The following is a 16,981-nucleotide window of genomic DNA, read 5'->3' as shown; positions in this document are numbered from 1 at the left end:
TCCCCACCGTCGGCCGATACTCCCCCAACCACGCATCCAACCACTCCAGGACGGCCGCCTCCCCGACCGTCCGCCGCCCCGGCAGCAGCCAGAGCGCGAGGTAAACGGCGCCGGCGAGGACGAGCACGCAGCACACGCCCGCCGCGAGCGCGCCCCAGCGCGGGTCCCGCGTCCACGCGGTCGCCAGGCACCCGACGAGGACGAGGAGGCCGACGGCGCGGAGCCGCACCCCGCCACCGTGCGCGAGGAGCCGCGGAGGCGCCGGGGTGAGGCGGAGCGCCGAGGTGTCGATGTTGCGGGTGACGACGGGCAGGCGGCGTCTTCGCCGCACCATGCCGGCGACGACCTGGCAGAGGAAGTGCCCTCCCCAGCAGCCGAGCAGCGCCACGAGCAGGACGCCCGCCCACCACCCGTGGAGCGCGCCGAGGCGTGCCAGGCCGCCGACGAGGAGGGCCTCCATGAGCAACTGCCGTACGGGCGGCGTGAGCTGGGCGCCGGCGAGCCGGTGCGCGAGGAGGCCCGCGCCGTCGCGCGGTACCACGTCCAGGAGCACGGCGAGCGCCGCGCCCACTGCCACCGCCCAGAGCTGCGCGGTGAGGACGCCGAGCGTCTGGACGACGTACGCGGCGAGCAGCAGCGTCGGCCAGAGCAGCAGGTAGGCGCGGAGCCGGAGGGGACGCTCGTCGCGGCTCTCCTCGCGGGGGTCCCCGCCGGGGGCAAGCGCCGCCAGGATCTTCGACGTCATGGCACCACCTCTCCTGCCCGTGTCCACGCTAGGCGGGTACCTACGCCGGGGCGCGCGCCGTTGCGCCGATCGGGGCGGAAACGCAGGAGGGGCGCCCCTTGTCGGGACGCCCCTCCTGCGGGTGGTGCGGTGTCAGCGGTTGCTGCGGAGCAGGGTGCGCATCGTCCGCATGGCGACGGAGAGGTTGGCGAGGTCGAAGGTCTCGGACGCCTGGATCTCGTCGAGCGTTCCCCGGGCCCGCACGAGCACGGAGCGGTTCTTCTCCTCCCACGCGTCGTAGAGCTCGGCCGGGGTCGCTGCGAGGTCGCCGGCGGCGAGGACGTCGGCGGTGAGGAGCTGGTGCGCCGCGTAGAGGTCCTCGCGGATCGCGGCGCGGGCCATCGACTGCCAGCGGTCGGCCCGCGGCAGCTCGCTGACGCGGCGCTGGAGCTGGGTGATGCCGAGCCGGTCGGCGAGGTCGTAGTAGACCTCCGCGACATCGAGCAGCTCGCGGCCCGAGCGGCCCGCCACGGCGACGACGTCGAGCCCGGGGAACGCGGCCGAGAAGCCGGCGACGCGCAGCGCGAGTTCGCCGGGGACGCCGGCGGTCGAGAGCTGGTCGTACACCTTCTGGTGGTACTTGAGCTCGTCGCCCTTGAGGAGCTTCGGGAGGTGCGACCAGACCGTCTCGACGCCCTCGGAGAAGACCTCGATCGTGTCGGCGAGCATCAGCGGCTGCGGACGGTTGTTCAGCAGCCACCTGGTGGCGCGCTCCACGAGCTGGCGCGACCGCAGGCGGATGCCGGTGAGCACCTCGGCCGCCACCTCGTTGTCGAGGGACTCCGCCTCGTCCCAGATGCGGCCGAGCCCGAAGATGGCGCGGGCCGCCGTGTGGGCGCGGACGATCTCCTCCGTCGAGGCGCCCGACTCCTCCTTCATCCGATGGAGCAGCGTCGAACCGCCCGTGTTGACGGTGTCGTTGACGAGAAGGGTGGTGACGATCTCGCGGCGCAGCGCGTGCGCCTCGATCTGCTCGGGGAACCGCTCGCGGAGCGCGCCGGGGAAGTACGCGTGGAGCAGTTGCTGGAGGAAGTGGTCGTCCGGCAGGTCGGTGCCGAGGAGCTCGTCGGTGAGCGTGATCTTGGTGTACGCCAGCATCACGGCGAGCTCCGGCTGCGTGAGCCCCTGGCCGTTGGCGAGGCGCTCGCGGATCTGCCGGTCGGTGGGGAGGAACTCGAGCTGGCGGTCGAGCTTCCCCTCCTTGACGAGCCTGCGCATGTGCCGCTGGTTCGCCTGGAGGAGGCTCGGAGCCTGCTCCGAGGAGTTGGCGAGGGCCGAGTTCTGCGCGTAGTTGTTGCGCAGCACGAGGCGCCCGACCTCGTCCGTCATCTCGGCGAGCAGGGTGTTGCGCTGCTTGACGGTGAGATCGCCGTCGCGGACCACGGAGTTGAGCAGGATCTTGATGTTCACCTCGTGGTCGGAGGTGTCGACGCCCGCGCTGTTGTCGATCGCGTCCGTGTTGATCCTGCCGCCGCCGCGCGCGAACTCGATCCGCCCGAGCTGGGTGCAGCCGAGGTTGCCGCCCTCTCCGACGACCTGAGCGCGGAGGTCCTGCCCGTCGACGCGGATCGCGTCGTTGGCCTTGTCGCCGACGTCCGCGTGCGACTCCGTCGACGCCTTGACGTAGGTGCCGATGCCGCCGTTCCACAGCAGGTCGACGGGGGCGCTGAGGACCGACTTGATCAGCTCGGCCGGCGTCAGCTTTGCGACGCCCTGCTCGATGCCGAGCGCCGTCCGCATCTGCGGGGTGATCGGGATCGACTTGGCGCTCCGCGGGAAGACGCCGCCGCCCTGCGAGAGGAGCGCGGTGTCGTACTCGGCCCAGGAGGAGCGGGGCATCTCGAAGAGGCGGCGGCGCTCGGCGTAGGAGCTCGCCGCGTCCGGGTCCGGGTCGACGAAGATGTGCCGGTGGTCGAAGGCGGCGACGAGGCGGATGTGCTCGGAGAGGAGCATGCCGTTGCCGAAGACGTCGCCCGACATGTCGCCGACGCCGACGACCGTGAAGTCCTCGGTCTGGGTGTCGTGCCCGAGCTCCCGGAAGTGTCGCTTCACCGACTCCCAGGCGCCCTTCGCCGTGATGCCCATGCCCTTGTGGTCGTACCCGGCGGAGCCGCCCGAGGCGAAGGCGTCGCCGAGCCAGAAGCCGTACTCCTCGGCGACCTGGTTGGCGATGTCGGAGAAGGTCGCGGTGCCCTTGTCGGCGGCGACGACGAGGTAGGTGTCGTCGCCGTCGTGCCGCACGACCTGCTCGGGGTGGACGACCTCGCCGCCGACGAGGTTGTCCGTGATGTCGAGGAGCCCCGAGATGAACGTCTTGTAGCAGGCGATGCCCTCGGCCTGCCAAGCGTCCCGGTCCTGGGAGGGATCGGGGAGCCGCTTGCCGACGAAGCCGCCCTTCGCGCCGACCGGCACGATGACGGTGTTCTTCACCTCCTGCGCCTTGACGAGCCCGAGGATCTCCGTACGGAAGTCCTCGCGGCGGTCGGACCAGCGCAGCCCGCCACGCGCCACCTTCCCGAACCGCAGGTGCACGCCCTCCACCCGCGGCGAGTACACCCACACCTCGTACGCCGGGCGCGGCGCCGGCAGGTCGGGGATCGCCTGCGGGTCGAGCTTCATCGCGACGTAGGTACGCGGAGCGCCCTGCTCGTCCGTCTGGAAGTAGCTGGTGCGCAGGGTGGCGTTGATGACGGTGAGGAAGGAGCGCAGGATGCGGTCCTCGTCGAGGCTCGCGACCTGGTCGAGCGCGCCGTTGAGTTCCTCCAGCAGGCCGTCGATCAGCTCCAGCCCCGCCGAGGCGCGGCCCGGGTCGAGGCGCGCCTGGAAGAGGCTGACGAGGAGGCGGGTCGTGTGCACGTTCCGCCGCAGCGTGTCCTCCATGTACGCCTGGCTGAACGTGGCGCCGGCCTGGCGGAGGTACTTGGCGTACGCGCGCAGCACCATCGCCTGCCGCCATGTCAACCCGGCGGAGAGCACCAGGGAGTTGAGGCCGTCGTTCTCGGCACGGCCCGTCCAGACCGCGGAGAAGGCGTCCTGGAAGCGCTCGCGGGTCTCCTCGTCGAGGTCCTGCACGCGGGCGGAGGGCATCCGCAGGCCGAAGTCGTAGATCCAGCCCGTCGAGCGGTCGCTGCACCGCAGTTCGTACGGGCGCTCGTCGACGACCTCGACGCCCATCGCCTGGAGGACCGGCAGCACCGCGGAGAGCGAGACCGGCTCGCCGATGCGGTAGATCTTGAACCTGCGCTCGCCCGCAGCCGCGCCGACCGGCTCGTAGAGGCTCAGCGCGAACCCCTCGTCGCCACGGCGCGCGAGCTGCTCGATGTGCTGGAGATCGGCGACGGCGGCGCGCGGCGGGAAGTCCGCCTTGTACCCCTCGGGGAACGCCTGCCCGTACTTGTGGTTCAGCTCGGCCGCGCGCTCCTCCCCGCACTCGGAGACGAGCGCCTCGGCGAAGCCGTCCGCCCACGAGCGGGTCGCCTCGGCGAGCCGCGCCTCGATCCGGTCCCGCTCGGCGTCGGTGAGGACGGGCAGCTCGGCGCCCGGCTCGACGCGGATCACGAAGTGCAGCCGGGAGAGCACGGATTCGGTGTTCCACGCGGTGAAGTCGACGCTGGTGCCGCCGAGTTCCTCGGTGAGGATGTCGGTGAGGCGCAGCCGGACCGCGGTGGTGTAGCGGTCCCTGGGGAGGTAGACGAGGGCCGAGTAGTAGCGGCCGTACTCGTCCTGCCGCAGGTAGAGCCGGAGGCGTCGGCGCTCCTGGAGGTAGAGCACGGACGTGGCGAAGTTCCTGAGCTGCTCGACCGGGGTCTGGAAGAGCTCGTCGCGCGGGTAGGTCTCCAGGATCTGGAGGAGGTCGCGGCCCGCGTGCCCGTCGGGCGCGAAGCCCGCGCCCTCCAGCACCTCCGCGACCTTGCGCCGGATCACCGGCACCCGGCGGACGGACTCGGTGTACGCGGCCGAGGAGAAGAGCCCGAGGAAGCGGCGCTCGCCGACGACCCGGCCCTGCTCGTCGTACTTCTTCACGCCGATGTAGTCGAGGTACGACGAACGGTGCACCGTCGCCCGGCTGTTGGCCTTGGTGAGGACGAGCATCCGGTGCTCGCGCGCCTTCGCGCGGGCGTCCGCGGGGAGGCGGTTGAACGACGGGGAGTGCCCTTCGTCCTCGGTGTGCTTCGGGTCGGCGCGCAGGATGCCGAGTCCTGTGCCCGGGAGCGCGCTCAGCGCCAACTCGGGGTGCGCGGCGCCCGCTTCGGCCGGCTCCTCGTCGAGGCGGTACTCGCGGTAGCCGAGGAAGGTGAAGTGGTCGTCGGCGAGCCAGCGCAGCAGCTCCCTCGCCTCGTCGACCTCCTGTCCCGGCACGTCGTCGGCGATCGGCTCGGAGGGCAGCTCGGCGGCGATGCGCAACGCGGTGCTGCGCATCTTCTGCCAGTCCTCCACGGCCTCGCGGACGTCGGAGAGGATGCGCTGCAGGTGGGCGGCGATGCCCTTGAGGTCGTCGCGCGCGGTCTCCCGGTCGATCTCGACGTGGATCCAGGACTCGGTGACCGCGTCGTGCGGCAGCTCCTCCGGCGCGTGGCGGGAGGCGGCGAGCGCCTCGTCGCGCCCCTGGGTGACCAACTCGCGCAGGCTGCCGTCGACTCCGCGCCGCACGAGGAACTGCGGATGGACCACCGCGTGGATACCGCGGCCCAGCCGGGAGAGCTCGTTGGTCACCGAGTCGACGAGGAAGGGCATGTCGTCGGTGACGACCTCGACGACGGTGTGCGTGCAGGACCAGCCGTTCTCCTCGACGGACGGGGAGTGGACGCGGACGTTGGCGGTTCCCTGCGGGCGCTCCTGCGCGAGGCGGTAGTGCGCGAGCGCGGCACCCAGGATGTCGACGGGGTCGCGGTCGGAGAGGTCCTCGGGGGCGGTGTGCAGGTAGTACCGCTGGAGGTAGGCATCGAGGGCGCCGTCTTCGAGCCCCTGCAAGGAGAGGTTCCCTCCGACGGGGCTCTGCTCGGCTACCCGCGCGGCCTCCGAGAGCCGCTCGGCCTTGACTTCGTCCAGCTTGGTCTGCATGTCTTCTGGCTCCTGTCGCGCGCCATTGCGTGACGTCGGTGTGAAGGTACGGCGTCACGGCGCAGGAGCTCCGCCCCGCTGCCGGCACCGTACCGCGAGGTGCGGTCAGCGGCCTCCCGGGCGTCCTCGCCCTGTGAAGGCCCGATGAGGGAACGCTCGCCCGCATCGGCTATCGCGCTGATCATGCAGCCAGGTTATCCCTATGGACGGGGGGTGCGTCACGGTGAGGGGAATGTGTACAAAACCACTGCCACCGAGTGCAACCGACGACGACCGGGCAGCCGTCGTAAAACCGCACGCCGGGTCGGCGTCGCCCCGGAGTGCTCCCGACACCCCGCACGCCGAGTTCACCCGCGGCGCTCGCCGCGGGTCAACGCCGCGATGAGGCGAGGTACGCCCTCACGAACGGATGCCTGCGGCACGGAGGCGAGTTGGGTCGGGGAGACGGAGCGCGGTTGAGCACCCCGCCGGACCGCCTCCGCGGCACTCGCCGGCGGGCTCGTTTCTCGGAAACGACCGTGTACGGTGTGTAGTTGAGCACGCGAGCAACTGCCTCCCGGCGCTCGCGCCTTGCGCGACGGCGCACGGGACGCGGCCGAGCACGCGCCCCGGGCAGTGCGGCTCGTCGTCCGGAGCGGACGGGCCGCGAACGCGAGCCTCGTCCGGAGCGGAGCGCGGCGCGGACCTGCGGCGCCCCCGAACGCGGTCGGGCCGCCCGGCGTCAGGAGAGCAGGTCGGGGATCTCCTGCGTCGCGTACCAGAGGAGTTCGTGGTCCTCGACCTCCTCGAGGGCCGGCGGGAACGACGCGTCACCGCGGCCGTCCGCCGCCCGCCATGCCGTCGCCGCTGCCGCCACCGCCTCGGTCGCCTCCTCGGCGTCGGCGTGGACCGCCGCGATCTTGGTGAGCGGTACCGTCCCGCGGAGCTTCACGAGGCCGGCCGTCTCCGCCGGATCTGCCTCCGGGCCGGCTTCCACCGGCTCGACGGCGGAGTCCGGCACCTCGGCCGCGACCACCACGCGCACGGGACGCGCCGAGGCATCCTCCGCGAGCAGGCCGACGGAGGCGCGGGCGGCCGCCGTGAGCGCCTCGTACTCCAGCTCCTCCTCGCGTGCGGCCTCGGCGCCCTTCGGCGGCTTCTTGCCCTGTTTGCCCACGGACGTACGGGAGTTGGCGTCCGCCGTGCCCGTTGCTGCGCCGACGGTGTCCTCGCCGAGCCAGGCACGCAGGGCCGGCGTCACCGCGTAGGCGTCGAGGGGCGCCGGGGCCAGCTCGCCTGCGCCGTACGCCGCCGCCAGGGCGGGGAGGGTCAGAGGGAGGTAGACGCGCATGAGTGCCGCTTTCGTGTGTCGCCGAGTGAGGGCCCGGGCCAGCATACGGCCGCCCGGCACACTGCCGTCGGCGGCCGACCGTGCCCGAAGTCGCTGGTCCGCAGGGCGTGACGGCAACCTGGCGGCAGCGCGTCACGCCGCGGGGTGACTCCGCGTCGCGTACCGGACCCGGCGGGAGACGCGTTGCGGGTCCCCTGCCCCGTGGATAGAACCATGCCGAGTGCAGCGCGGGCTTTGCCCCGCGCTGGAGAGAATCGGGGGATTCTTTGACTGCGCCGATGACATCAGGCGCCCACGGGGGCGGGGGAAGACGGAGCGCGCCGCGCGCGCAGGCTCCGCACCGGCGGGACGGCGAGAGCGGCCGCCGCCGAGGACAAGGCGCATCCCGTACCGGGCGCGCACTCGGGCCGCCCACCAACTCGCCGCCCGTCCACCGAGGTTGGGACCACGCCGTGCCGCCGTGCGGCACGCCACACGCAAGGGGGATCAGCACCATCACCACAGAGCCCGGCTCGGAGCACAGGGCCCCGCCCGTGCCCGACGCCTCACCGGTACCACCCGGCCGTCCGCACGAACCCGGCGTCCCTCCCCGGCCCTCTTGCGGGCCGGCCGACACCTCTTCCGTACGTCCACGGCGGCCCGGTTCCGCGGGGGAACCGGGCGCCGGGACGGGACGCCGGGCGGCGGCCCGCCTGCCGGACGACGCCGCCGCCGCACCGCAGCCGGCGCCGTCGGCCCCGCCTCGTGCGGCGACCGCCGGAAGCACCGCACCCGTTTCCGGAAGGACACCCGCCGACTCCCCAGCGGCGCCCACCGATCGCCGTGGACGAAGCACCGCGAAGACGGCGGCGCCCCGTCCTTCCGCAACCACGGAGGCCGAGCGCCCGAGCGGCGCCGACACCGACCGGCTCGATCCCGTCCGTGAGCGACCGACGCTTCTCGGCACGGACGGCGAAGACCCCGAGGACGACCGGCACACGGCGGCTCCGCACCCGTCCCCGAAAGCCCGGCGAGCGCGGAAACCCGGCACCCGGCAGCAAGGTGCGCCGCAGGCCGGCCCACCACCGGCCGGCAGGGGACCGACGATGCCGACCGGCCAACAGACCGACGGCCCCTCCCCAACGCGTGCGGAGGCCCCCTCAGGCGACCACGCCGGCACCCCCACGGCCGCGAGCCGGCAGCACCCCGCACACACCACCCGACACCCGGCCCACAGGGGACAAGCGATGCCGACCGACCAACACCCGCCCACGGCAACCCGGCAGCCCGAGACGCGCACACGCCCCGGCTCCGCAACGGGCGAGCAACACACCACGCCTGCCCACCAGCAACCGCCCGCGACCGCCCGGCGGCGAGCGGCACCGACCGGAACTTCGTCCTCGGCAACCGACCAACAGTCCGATGAGGCGACCGCACGCCCGTCGCCGACGAGCGAGACCGCGCACACTTCTCCCGAGGAGGCCGCCCCCGCGAACTCACCCGCCTGTCGGCGGAGTTCGCCTCGCGGGTGCCCTGCCGAGGCGTCGCACCCCGCCCGGCGTGCGACGCCTCGCGCCGAGCACCGGCACCGCACCGGGCACGTACGCACCGCCGCCCCGCGCCACGACGGCGCCGGATCGTCGCCCTCCGCCCGCCCCGCCGGACGGCCGGACGGGCGCCGCCCCGACGGCGTCGCGCTCCGCGCCGCCGCCGGGCAGGTCCGTGACCGTCGGCCGCCGCACTGGTTCGCCGTCCGACTGGTCCGCGTGCTCGGCGCGCAGGCGCCCGTCCACTCCCTCCTCGGCCATGTGCACGGCGACTGCTACGAGCGCCTCGTCGAGCTGGCACGGCTCGCGCCCCTCGCTCCGGCACCCGGCGGAGAGGAGAGGCAGCCCCTGCTCCTCGACGCCCGGGGCTCACAGCCGGTCGACGGTGTGATCGAAGCGTTCGCACGGCTCGACGTCGAAGGCAGGCAGCGGGCGATGGCCTTCCGGCTGGAGCTGGGACGCAGCCGCAAGTGGCAGTGCACGGCACTGGAGTTGGACCCTGCCCTGATGCCCGACTGACACCTGCGCCCGGTACCGGCCCACTCCCCAGACCCCCGGCACCGCGCGCCCCGACCGCGCGAAACGGGCCCGGGGCTGCCGCTCCACGACAGCCCCGGGCCCGTCCCGAGTACTCCGGCTACGCCAACTCCGCGCAGCCCGGCCTCACTTCTTCCGGCGCTTGCCCTTCTGCGCCTTGCGGCGCTCGGCGCGCGTCAAACCGTCCGACTCGGAACGGACCGGCGTGTCCTCCTGCTGGAGATCGCCCTCGACGACGCCGCCCTCGGCAGTGGGAGCGGAGAAGCGCATACGGTCCGGCCGCTGCGGGGCGTCGAGGCCCTTGGCGCGGATCGCCGGACCGGCGCCCGCGCCCGCCGGCACGGCGTCCTGCTGCTTCTCCAGCGAAGGGGCCTCCTCGTCCGGCTCGGCCTCCTCCACGGGGACCTCCTCGACCTGCTGCTCCACCTGCACCTCCAGGTTGAACAGGTAGCCGACGGACTCCTCCTTGATGCCGTCCATCATCGCCTGGAACATGTCGTAGCCCTCGCGCTGGTACTCGACGAGGGGGTCCTTCTGGGCCATCGCGCGCAGCCCGATGCCCTCCTGGAGGTAGTCCATCTCGTAGAGGTGCTCGCGCCACTTGCGGTCCAGGACGGAGAGGACGACGCGGCGCTCCAGCTCGCGCATGATCTCCGAGCCGAGCTCCTTCTCACGGGCCTCGTACTGCTCGTGGATGTCCTCGGTGATGGCGTCGACGATGAAGTCCGAGGTGATGCCCTCGCGATCGCCGGCGGCCTCCTCCAGGTCCTCGATGGTGACCTTCACCGGGTAGAGCTGCTTGAAGGCGCTCCAGAGGCGGTCGAGGTCCCACTCCTCGGCGAAGCCCTCGACCGTCTCGGCCTTGACGTACGCCTCGATGGTGTCGTCCATGAAGTGGTGGACCTGCTGTTCGAGGTCCTCGCCTTCCAGGACGCGGCGCCGCTCGCCGTAGATGACCTCGCGCTGACGGTTGAGGACCTCGTCGTACTTGAGGACGTTCTTGCGGATCTCGAAGTTCTGCTGCTCCACCTGCGACTGCGCCGACGCGATGGCGCGGGTGACCATCTTGGCCTCGATCGGGACGTCGTCGGGGACGTTCGCCATCGCCATCACACGCTCGACCATCTGGGCCTTGAAGAGGCGCATCAGGTCGTCACCGAGGGAGAGGTAGAAGCGGGACTCGCCCGGGTCCCCCTGACGGCCGGAACGGCCGCGGAGCTGGTTGTCGATGCGGCGGGACTCGTGGCGCTCGGTGCCCAGGACGTAGAGGCCGCCGAGTTCGCGGACCTCCTCCACCGCGTCCTTCACCGACTGCTCGGCCTCCTCCAGCGCGCCGGGCAGGGACTGCGACCATTCCTCGGCGTCCTCGACCGGGTCGAGGCCGCGTTCGCGGAGAGCGTTCTCGGCGAGGCCCTCGGCGTTGCCGCCGAGCTTGATGTCGGTACCGCGGCCCGCCATGTTCGTCGCCACCGTGACCGAGCCCTTCCGGCCGGCCTCCGCGACGATCGCCGCCTCGCGCTCGTGGTTCTTCGCGTTGAGGACCTGGTGGCGGACACCGCGCTTGTTGAGCTGCTTGGAGAGGTACTCGGACTTCTCCACCGAGGTGGTGCCGACGAGGATCGGCTGCCCCTTCTCGTGCTTCTCCGCGATGTCGTCGACGACGGCGTCGAACTTGGCGACCTCGGTGCGGTAGATGAGGTCGGCCTGGTCGGCGCGGACGAGCGGCCTGTTGGTCGGGATCGGTACGACGCCGAGCTTGTAGATCTGGTGGAACTCGGCGGCCTCCGTCATCGCCGTACCCGTCATGCCGGAGAGCTTGTTGTAGAGGCGGAAGAAGTTCTGGAGGGTGATCGTGGCGAGTGTCTGGTTCTCGTCCTTGATCTCCACACCCTCCTTCGCCTCGATCGCCTGGTGCATGCCCTCGTTGTAGCGGCGTCCGGCGAGGATGCGGCCCGTGTGCTCGTCGACGATCATGACTTCGCCGTCCATGACGACGTAGTCCTTGTCGTTCTTGTAGAGCTCCTTGGCCTTGATGGCGTTGTTGAGGTAGCCGACGAGCGGGGTGTTCACCGACTCGTAGAGGTTGTCGATGCCGAGCCAGTCCTCGACCTTGCTGACGCCCGCCTCGTGGATGGCGACGGTGCGCTTTTTCTCGTCGACCTCGTAGTCGCCCGTCTCCGGCTTCTGGGTACGCGGGTCGCCCGGCTCGCCCTTGTCGAGGCGCTTCACCAGCTTGGCGAAGTCGCTGTACCACTTGGTGGCCTGGTCGGCGGGGCCGGAAATGATCAGCGGGGTGCGGGCCTCGTCGACCAGGATCGAGTCGACCTCGTCGACGATGGCGAAGTTGTGGCCGCGCTGCACGAGTTCGTCCTTCGACCACGCCATGTTGTCGCGGAGGTAGTCGAACCCGAACTCGTTGTTGGTGCCGTAGGTGATGTCGCAGTTGTACTGCTCGCGGCGCTGCTGCGGCGTCATGTTGGCGACGATGCAGCCGACGCTGAGGCCGAGGAAGCGGTGGACGCGGCCCATCCACTCGGAGTCGCGCTGCGCGAGGTAGTCGTTGACCGTGATGATGTGGACGCCGTCGCCCGAGAGGGCGTTGAGGTAGGCGGGCAGGGTGCCGACGAGGGTCTTGCCCTCACCTGTCTTCATCTCCGCGACGTAGCCGAGGTGGAGCGCGGCGCCACCCATCAACTGCACGTCGTAGTGGCGCTCACCGAGGACGCGCTTCGCCGCCTCGCGGACCGTGGCGAACGCCTCCGGCATGAGGTCGTCGAGGCTTTCGCCGTTGGCGTAACGCTCCTTGTACTCGGCGGTGAGGGCTCGGAGCTCTGCGTCCGGCAAGTCGACGAAGTCCTCTTCGATGGAATTCACCTGCCGCGCGACGCGGTCCAGCTTGCGCAGGATCTTCCCTTCACCTGCACGCATGAGCTTGCCGAAGACGGACACTTAGGGTGGCTCCTTGCCGGTCGGGCCTGGCACGGTCGGTGCGCGGCACGGCCCGCAGACCGTCTCCGCGGCCCCGGAAAGGGGCGGGGGCAGTCTGCCGTGCCAATACCGCACCGGCCATCGTATGCGAGGGACGTCTGCCCCTGTACCCCCAACGTGCCGGAGCCCCCGAAGGTGCCGTACACCCGGCTCCGCACACGGTGTTCGGCAACGCACAATCTGCGCATGGAACCGATCACCCTCGACACCGTGCGCCTCCGGCTGCGTGCGCTCCGTATCCAGGACGCCGAGTCCGTGAGGGCCGCGTGCGACGATCCCCACATCGCACGCTGGCTTCCCGTCCCTTCGCCCTACACGCTGCGTGACGCCGAGGAGTTCGTCACGGTCGAGAGCACACAGGGGTGGCGCGAGGACCGACGGTACAACTTCGGTGTCTTTCTGCGCGGTCCGCAGGGCGCGGAGGGGCCGCTGGTCGCCTGCACGGGGCTGGTGAACCTCGTCCAGCTCGCGGCTCCCCACCGCGTCGCGGAGCTCGGCTTCTGGACCGCGGCACCGCACCGCGGCAACGGGTACGTCACCGAAGCCTCCAGGGCCCTCGTGGACTGGGCGTTCGGCGGGCTCGGCGTCGAACGGCTGGAGTGGGTCGCCGAGGTCGGCAACGAGGCGTCGCGCGCGGTGGCGCTGAAGCTCGGGTTCCGGATGGAGGGCGTGCAGCGGGCGAGGATCGTCCACCGTGGCATCCGCCGCGACGCGTGGACGGGCGCCCTCCTCCCGTCCGACCTCGAACTCCCGCAGACGACGCCGTACCTGCCGGCGCCCGCGCCCGAGTGAGGCAGCCGGGCCTGCCCGCCACCGGGCCAACCGCGATGTCGGTGGCGGCACTTAGCCTTGCGCCCATGACTCGACCGGAGCTGACCCTCACCGCCGACGAGGCCCGACGCATCGCGCTCCGCGCGCAGGGACTGCTCGGCGCCCCCGACCGCCGTTCCGGGGTGCGCGGAGTGCTGCGCAGCCTCGGAGCCGTCCAGTTGGACACCATTTCGGTTCTCGCCCGAACCCATGAGCTCGTTCCCTATGCGCGGCTCGGCGCGGTCGGCAGAGAAGCCGTCGAGGACGCCTACTGGCACGGCGACCGCAGCTTCGAGTACTGGTCGCACGCCGCGTGCGTCCTGCCGATCGAGGAGTGGCCCCTCTTCGCCTTCCGCCGGCGGGCCTTCCGTGAACGCGGCCACCGCTGGCACCGGTTGAGCGATCGGGACGCCTCCACCGCCCTCGTCCGCAAACGCCTCACCGCCGAAGGCCCGCTCACCACGGCCGACCTCGGAGGCGGCCGGGCAGGCGGCGAGTGGTGGGACTGGACCGAGACCAAGATCGCGGTCGAGTGGCTCCTCGACACCGGCGAAGTGGTCTGCACCCGACGCACCGGCTGGAAGCGCGTCTACGACCTCGCCGAACGCGCCGTCCCCGCCGACCTCTTCCACGACGACCTCGACGACGCCGCCTGCATCCGCCGTCTGGTCGCCCAGGCAGGCGCCGCGCTCGGCGTCGCGACCCGCGCCGATCTCGCCGACTACCACCGCCTCAAAGGCGTCCAGGTCGATGCCGCACTCCCGGAGAGCGGCCTCGTCCCCGTCGAAGTGTCCGGCTGGGACCGTCCCGCGTACGCCGACCCCTCCGCGCTGGCCCTCCCCCCGCGAGGGCGGCACCGCACCACCTTGCTCTCCCCCTTCGACTCACTGATCTGGGACCGCAAACGCACCGAGCGGATCTTCGACTTCACCCACCGACTGGAGGCGTACGTCCCCCGGGGGAAGAGGGTGCACGGGTACTTCACCATGCCGCTGCTGGCCGGCGGGCGCCTCGTGGGCCGCGTCGACCCGGCCAGGGAGGGGAGCACCCTCGTCGCCCGGCAACTGTCGCTGCGGACCCCGCGGGAGGTGCCGCGCCTGGCGGAGGCGCTGCGGGAGGCGGCCGGCTGGGTCGGCTGCGACGGGGTGCGCGTCGAGAAGTGCTCCCCCGAGGCGGTTCGGGCGCCGCTGGAGGCGGAGTTGGCCTGACCGGGCCCCGGTGGGAGGCGCGCGGTGTGCGTCCTTCTGCTCGCGCGGTGCACGGGTGGCGGGCGCCGAACACTGGCTTGCTGACTCAGTCGCCGGGCACTGGCCGCGTTGGTCGTGCCGGGTCGGACATGCGACAGCCAGTGCTCGGCGCCGGGCCGAGACCCGGCCATGACGGAACGCCGCATCACCCCGCGAGCAGGCCCAGTTGAAGAGCGCTGCCGTACAGCCATGGCATGAGCGGCCGGGACGGTGAAGTGGCCGCCACGGTCGACGAGCACCCATCGGTGACGGGCGCCGAAAACGACTGACGGGCCGACGCGGAGCCGACGTGCGCAATTCGCCACCGTCTCAACGGAGTTCGAGGAGCCTCACCGGATCTCGAGGATCTTCTCCCGCATCGCGTAGACCACCGCTTCCATCCTGGAGTGCAACTGGAGCTTCTCCAGGATGTTGCGCACGTGGTTCTTCACCGTGTTCTCGCTGATGAAGAGCTCCTTGGCGATGTCCCGGTTGTTCATGCCCGTCGCCACCAGCTTCAGCACTTCGAGCTCCCGATCGGTGAGCCTGGGTGCGGGGACGAGCTTGCTCTCGTCGGTGCGCTGGATCATCGTCTTGAACTCGGTGAGCAACTTCGCCGCCATGGACGGGCTGATCTGCGACTGTCCGTCGGCGACCGCACGGATCGCGAGGGACACCTCGTCCGTGGAGATCTCCTTGAGGAGGTAACCCGTGGCTCCGGCCTTGATCGCGTCGTAGAGGTCGGCCTCCTCGTCGCTGATGGTGAGCATGATGATCTTCGCGCTCGGCGCCACCTCCTTCAGCGAGGTGCAGGCTTCGATCCCGCCTCGGCGCGGCATGCGCACGTCCATCAACACGATGTCGGGCAGGAGGTCGGCGGCCTTCTCCACGGCCTCGGCGCCGTCCCCCGCCTCGCCGACGACCTCGATGTCCTCCTCCTGCGCAAGGACGATCTCGAGCCCGCGCCGGAAGAGCTCGTGGTCGTCGACGACGAGGACCCGGATGGGCTCCTTCGCCGCCGGCTCGTCCGGTGGTTCCTCCGGGCACTCCCGGTGTGTTCCCGGCATCGGGACCACGGGACCGAAGGTATCCGCCATCGTCACTCCCCCTACAGGCTCAGCCGCACCAACCCGGGCGCACGGCAAGCCCGTTGGTGTGGGTCACGATGTTACTCATGCACGCACCCCCGACCGGGCCGACGGCCGAGCCGGGGGCGCGCCTGCAGACGGGACGTCACGGACGTATCAGCCGCCCAGCGCACCGCCGGCCCCGGGAGGCGCCTCGGCGACGAGCGGATCGTTCTCCAGGTGAATCACCCCGTAGTCGTAACCGCGACGCCGGTAGACGACGCTGGGCTGCTTCGTCTCGGAGTCGATGAAGAGGTAGAAGTCGTGCCCCACCAACTCCATCTCGTTGAGCGCCTGATCGAGGGACATGGGTGCGGCCTTGTGCGTCTTCTCCCGAACGACCAGGGGCCCGTCGCCCTCCACTTTCACCCCCGACACGTGGGTGACCGAAGGGGCGTGCCCGTCCGACTCGGCGGCCTGCTGAACGGCCGCGTCGAGTTCGCCGTTGAGCTCGGGCGCGAGATGAGCCGTCGCCTCGGCGACGCTCATCGGCGACCGGCCCCCTTCACGGTGCTTGCGGCGCTTGTCGTGCTCCTTGCGCAGCTGTGCTTCCAGCTTGCTGGTCGCCAGGTCCAGCGCCGCGTACGGATCTGAGGCCGCGGCCTCCGCACGGATGACCGGTCCCCTGGTGCGCAGGGTGATCTCCACCCTGTCGGAACGGTCGGCCTGCCGGGGGTTGTTCTCCCTGCACACCTCGACTTCGAGGTTGATGACCTTTCCATCGAGCTTCTGGACCTTGTCCAGCTTGTCGGCCACGTGCTTGCGGAACCGCTCGGGCACTTCGGTCTTCCGGCCCTTGACGACGATGTCCACGCAGAACTCCGTTCCCGGACACTCCGCCCGCTCGACGGGCGCAGCGTCCTTGGTGCACTGACGCCGGAGGCACGGCCTCCTGCCGCTACTCCGGCACAAGGTCGGCTTGCGACTGTCACCTCCTCCTCCCCCGAAGGGAAGATCGCCACCCAATCCGAACGTACCTCTCTGCAAGGCCCGTCGGCACCCCTTACTGCCGCGTACCTCCGTGGACGCCACGTCCCGACGGCTGAGCGAAACGGCGCCCCCCGATACGCGTGCGGCGCTGTTGTACGAACCTGCACCACACGGCGCCGCTTCCTCCCCGGACGCGAGAGGCGCCAAAGCACGAGTGCCTGTGAGTGATTGAGCGACTCCAGCTCCTCCGGAGCCCCGTCACTCAGCGGACCGGAGCACACATACGCCGCAATCGCGAGTACGGCACCGAGCACGTCGGCGATCACCTGCCAGAACCTCGAAGGCCCGCAGACATCCGGCAAAGCACCGCTCGTCTGCCTCCAACCGCCCGAGCCTCCGATCCGCCACCGCAGCACGCGCTCCAGCGCCCCTCGCCCACGGAGGCCCGCGCCCCCGCATCCACGGCCCCCTCTCCCGAAGTCCCCGCCCGTCCGAGACCCCGTGACGACCCCCGAGCGCCACGGAGTCCCGCCCCGACTCCCACCACGTCGCCCCCTCGGAGAAGCCGATCGAACGACCGACCTCACCCCGACCCGCGACCCACCCCTGCCAACAGAGCCCAACCCCCTCTCCCGACACCAGCAGCCAGCCAAAACCCCATG

The 16,981-nt window shown here is 71.3% G+C and carries 8 protein-coding genes and 1 pseudogene; 3 read left to right on the top strand and 6 right to left on the bottom strand.

Features of this window, described 5'->3' with window-relative positions; translation table 11 throughout:
* The 3 genes and pseudogenes from UWG_RS0129130 to UWG_RS0129120 all read right to left on the bottom strand — a co-directional run.
* A pseudogene (locus UWG_RS0129130) lies at window positions 1–745 on the bottom strand (hypothetical protein); the annotation flags it as partial.
* 132 nt (window positions 746–877) lie between these two features.
* Entirely contained in the window at window positions 878–5,845 is a 4,968-nt protein-coding gene (locus UWG_RS0129125; RefSeq protein ID WP_016910726.1) for an NAD-glutamate dehydrogenase, read from the bottom strand.
* 721 nt (window positions 5,846–6,566) lie between these two features.
* Window positions 6,567–7,175, bottom strand: a complete 609-nt coding sequence (locus UWG_RS0129120) for a DUF6912 family protein (RefSeq protein WP_016910725.1) — start codon at window positions 7,173–7,175, stop codon at window positions 6,567–6,569.
* Between the two features lie 278 nt (window positions 7,176–7,453).
* On the opposite strand from UWG_RS0129120, the gene UWG_RS34195 reads away from it, so the two are divergent.
* Entirely contained in the window at window positions 7,454–9,220 is a 1,767-nt protein-coding gene (locus UWG_RS34195; RefSeq protein WP_337459967.1) for an Rv3235 family protein, read from the top strand.
* A gap of 144 nt (window positions 9,221–9,364) precedes the next feature.
* Here UWG_RS34195 and secA read toward each other — a convergent pair whose 3' ends face one another.
* Window positions 9,365–12,187: a preprotein translocase subunit SecA gene (gene secA / locus UWG_RS0129110; RefSeq protein WP_016910722.1), complete on the bottom strand. Its 2,823-nt coding sequence runs from the start codon at window positions 12,185–12,187 to the stop codon at window positions 9,365–9,367.
* Between the two features lie 225 nt (window positions 12,188–12,412).
* Here secA and UWG_RS0129105 point away from each other — a divergent pair, with 225 nt between their 5' ends.
* Together UWG_RS0129105 and UWG_RS0129100 are read left to right on the top strand one after the other, a co-directional pair.
* Window positions 12,413–13,018, top strand: a complete 606-nt coding sequence (locus UWG_RS0129105; protein ID WP_016910721.1) for a GNAT family N-acetyltransferase — start codon at window positions 12,413–12,415, stop codon at window positions 13,016–13,018.
* 65 nt (window positions 13,019–13,083) lie between these two features.
* On the top strand, window positions 13,084–14,244 hold the full coding sequence (locus UWG_RS0129100) for a winged helix-turn-helix domain-containing protein (RefSeq protein WP_016910720.1): 1,161 nt from the start codon (window positions 13,084–13,086) through the stop codon (window positions 14,242–14,244).
* 368 nt (window positions 14,245–14,612) lie between these two features.
* Here the strand turns inward: UWG_RS0129100 and UWG_RS0129095 are convergent, their stop codons facing one another.
* Window positions 14,613–15,359, bottom strand: a complete 747-nt coding sequence (locus tag UWG_RS0129095; RefSeq protein WP_016910719.1) for a response regulator — start codon at window positions 15,357–15,359, stop codon at window positions 14,613–14,615.
* 147 nt (window positions 15,360–15,506) lie between these two features.
* Window positions 15,507–16,202 carry a ribosome hibernation-promoting factor, HPF/YfiA family gene (gene hpf, locus UWG_RS0129090; protein WP_016910718.1) on the bottom strand — a complete coding sequence of 232 codons (696 nt, stop codon included), beginning with the start codon at window positions 16,200–16,202 and terminating at the stop codon, window positions 15,507–15,509.
* Window positions 16,203–16,981: the final 779 nt, after the last annotated feature.

This window comes from Streptomyces xiaopingdaonensis (genome assembly GCF_000262345.1).
Taxonomy (GTDB): Bacteria; Actinomycetota; Actinomycetes; order Streptomycetales; family Streptomycetaceae; genus Streptomyces; species Streptomyces xiaopingdaonensis.
Note: the sequence above shows the minus strand (reverse complement) of the source record. Positions and strands in the feature narration are given on the sequence as shown.

Coding starts and splice junctions, on each gene's coding strand:
- UWG_RS0129125 (WP_016910726.1), bottom strand. CDS start 5,845: ATGCAGACCAAGCTGGACGAAGTCAAGGCCGAGCGGCTCTCGGAGGCC.
- UWG_RS0129120 (WP_016910725.1), bottom strand. CDS start 7,175: ATGCGCGTCTACCTCCCTCTGACCCTCCCCGCCCTGGCGGCGGCGTAC.
- UWG_RS34195 (WP_337459967.1), top strand. CDS start 7,454: ATGACATCAGGCGCCCACGGGGGCGGGGGAAGACGGAGCGCGCCGCGC.
- UWG_RS0129105 (WP_016910721.1), top strand. CDS start 12,413: ATGGAACCGATCACCCTCGACACCGTGCGCCTCCGGCTGCGTGCGCTC.
- UWG_RS0129100 (WP_016910720.1), top strand. CDS start 13,084: ATGACTCGACCGGAGCTGACCCTCACCGCCGACGAGGCCCGACGCATC.
- UWG_RS0129095 (WP_016910719.1), bottom strand. CDS start 15,359: ATGGCGGATACCTTCGGTCCCGTGGTCCCGATGCCGGGAACACACCGG.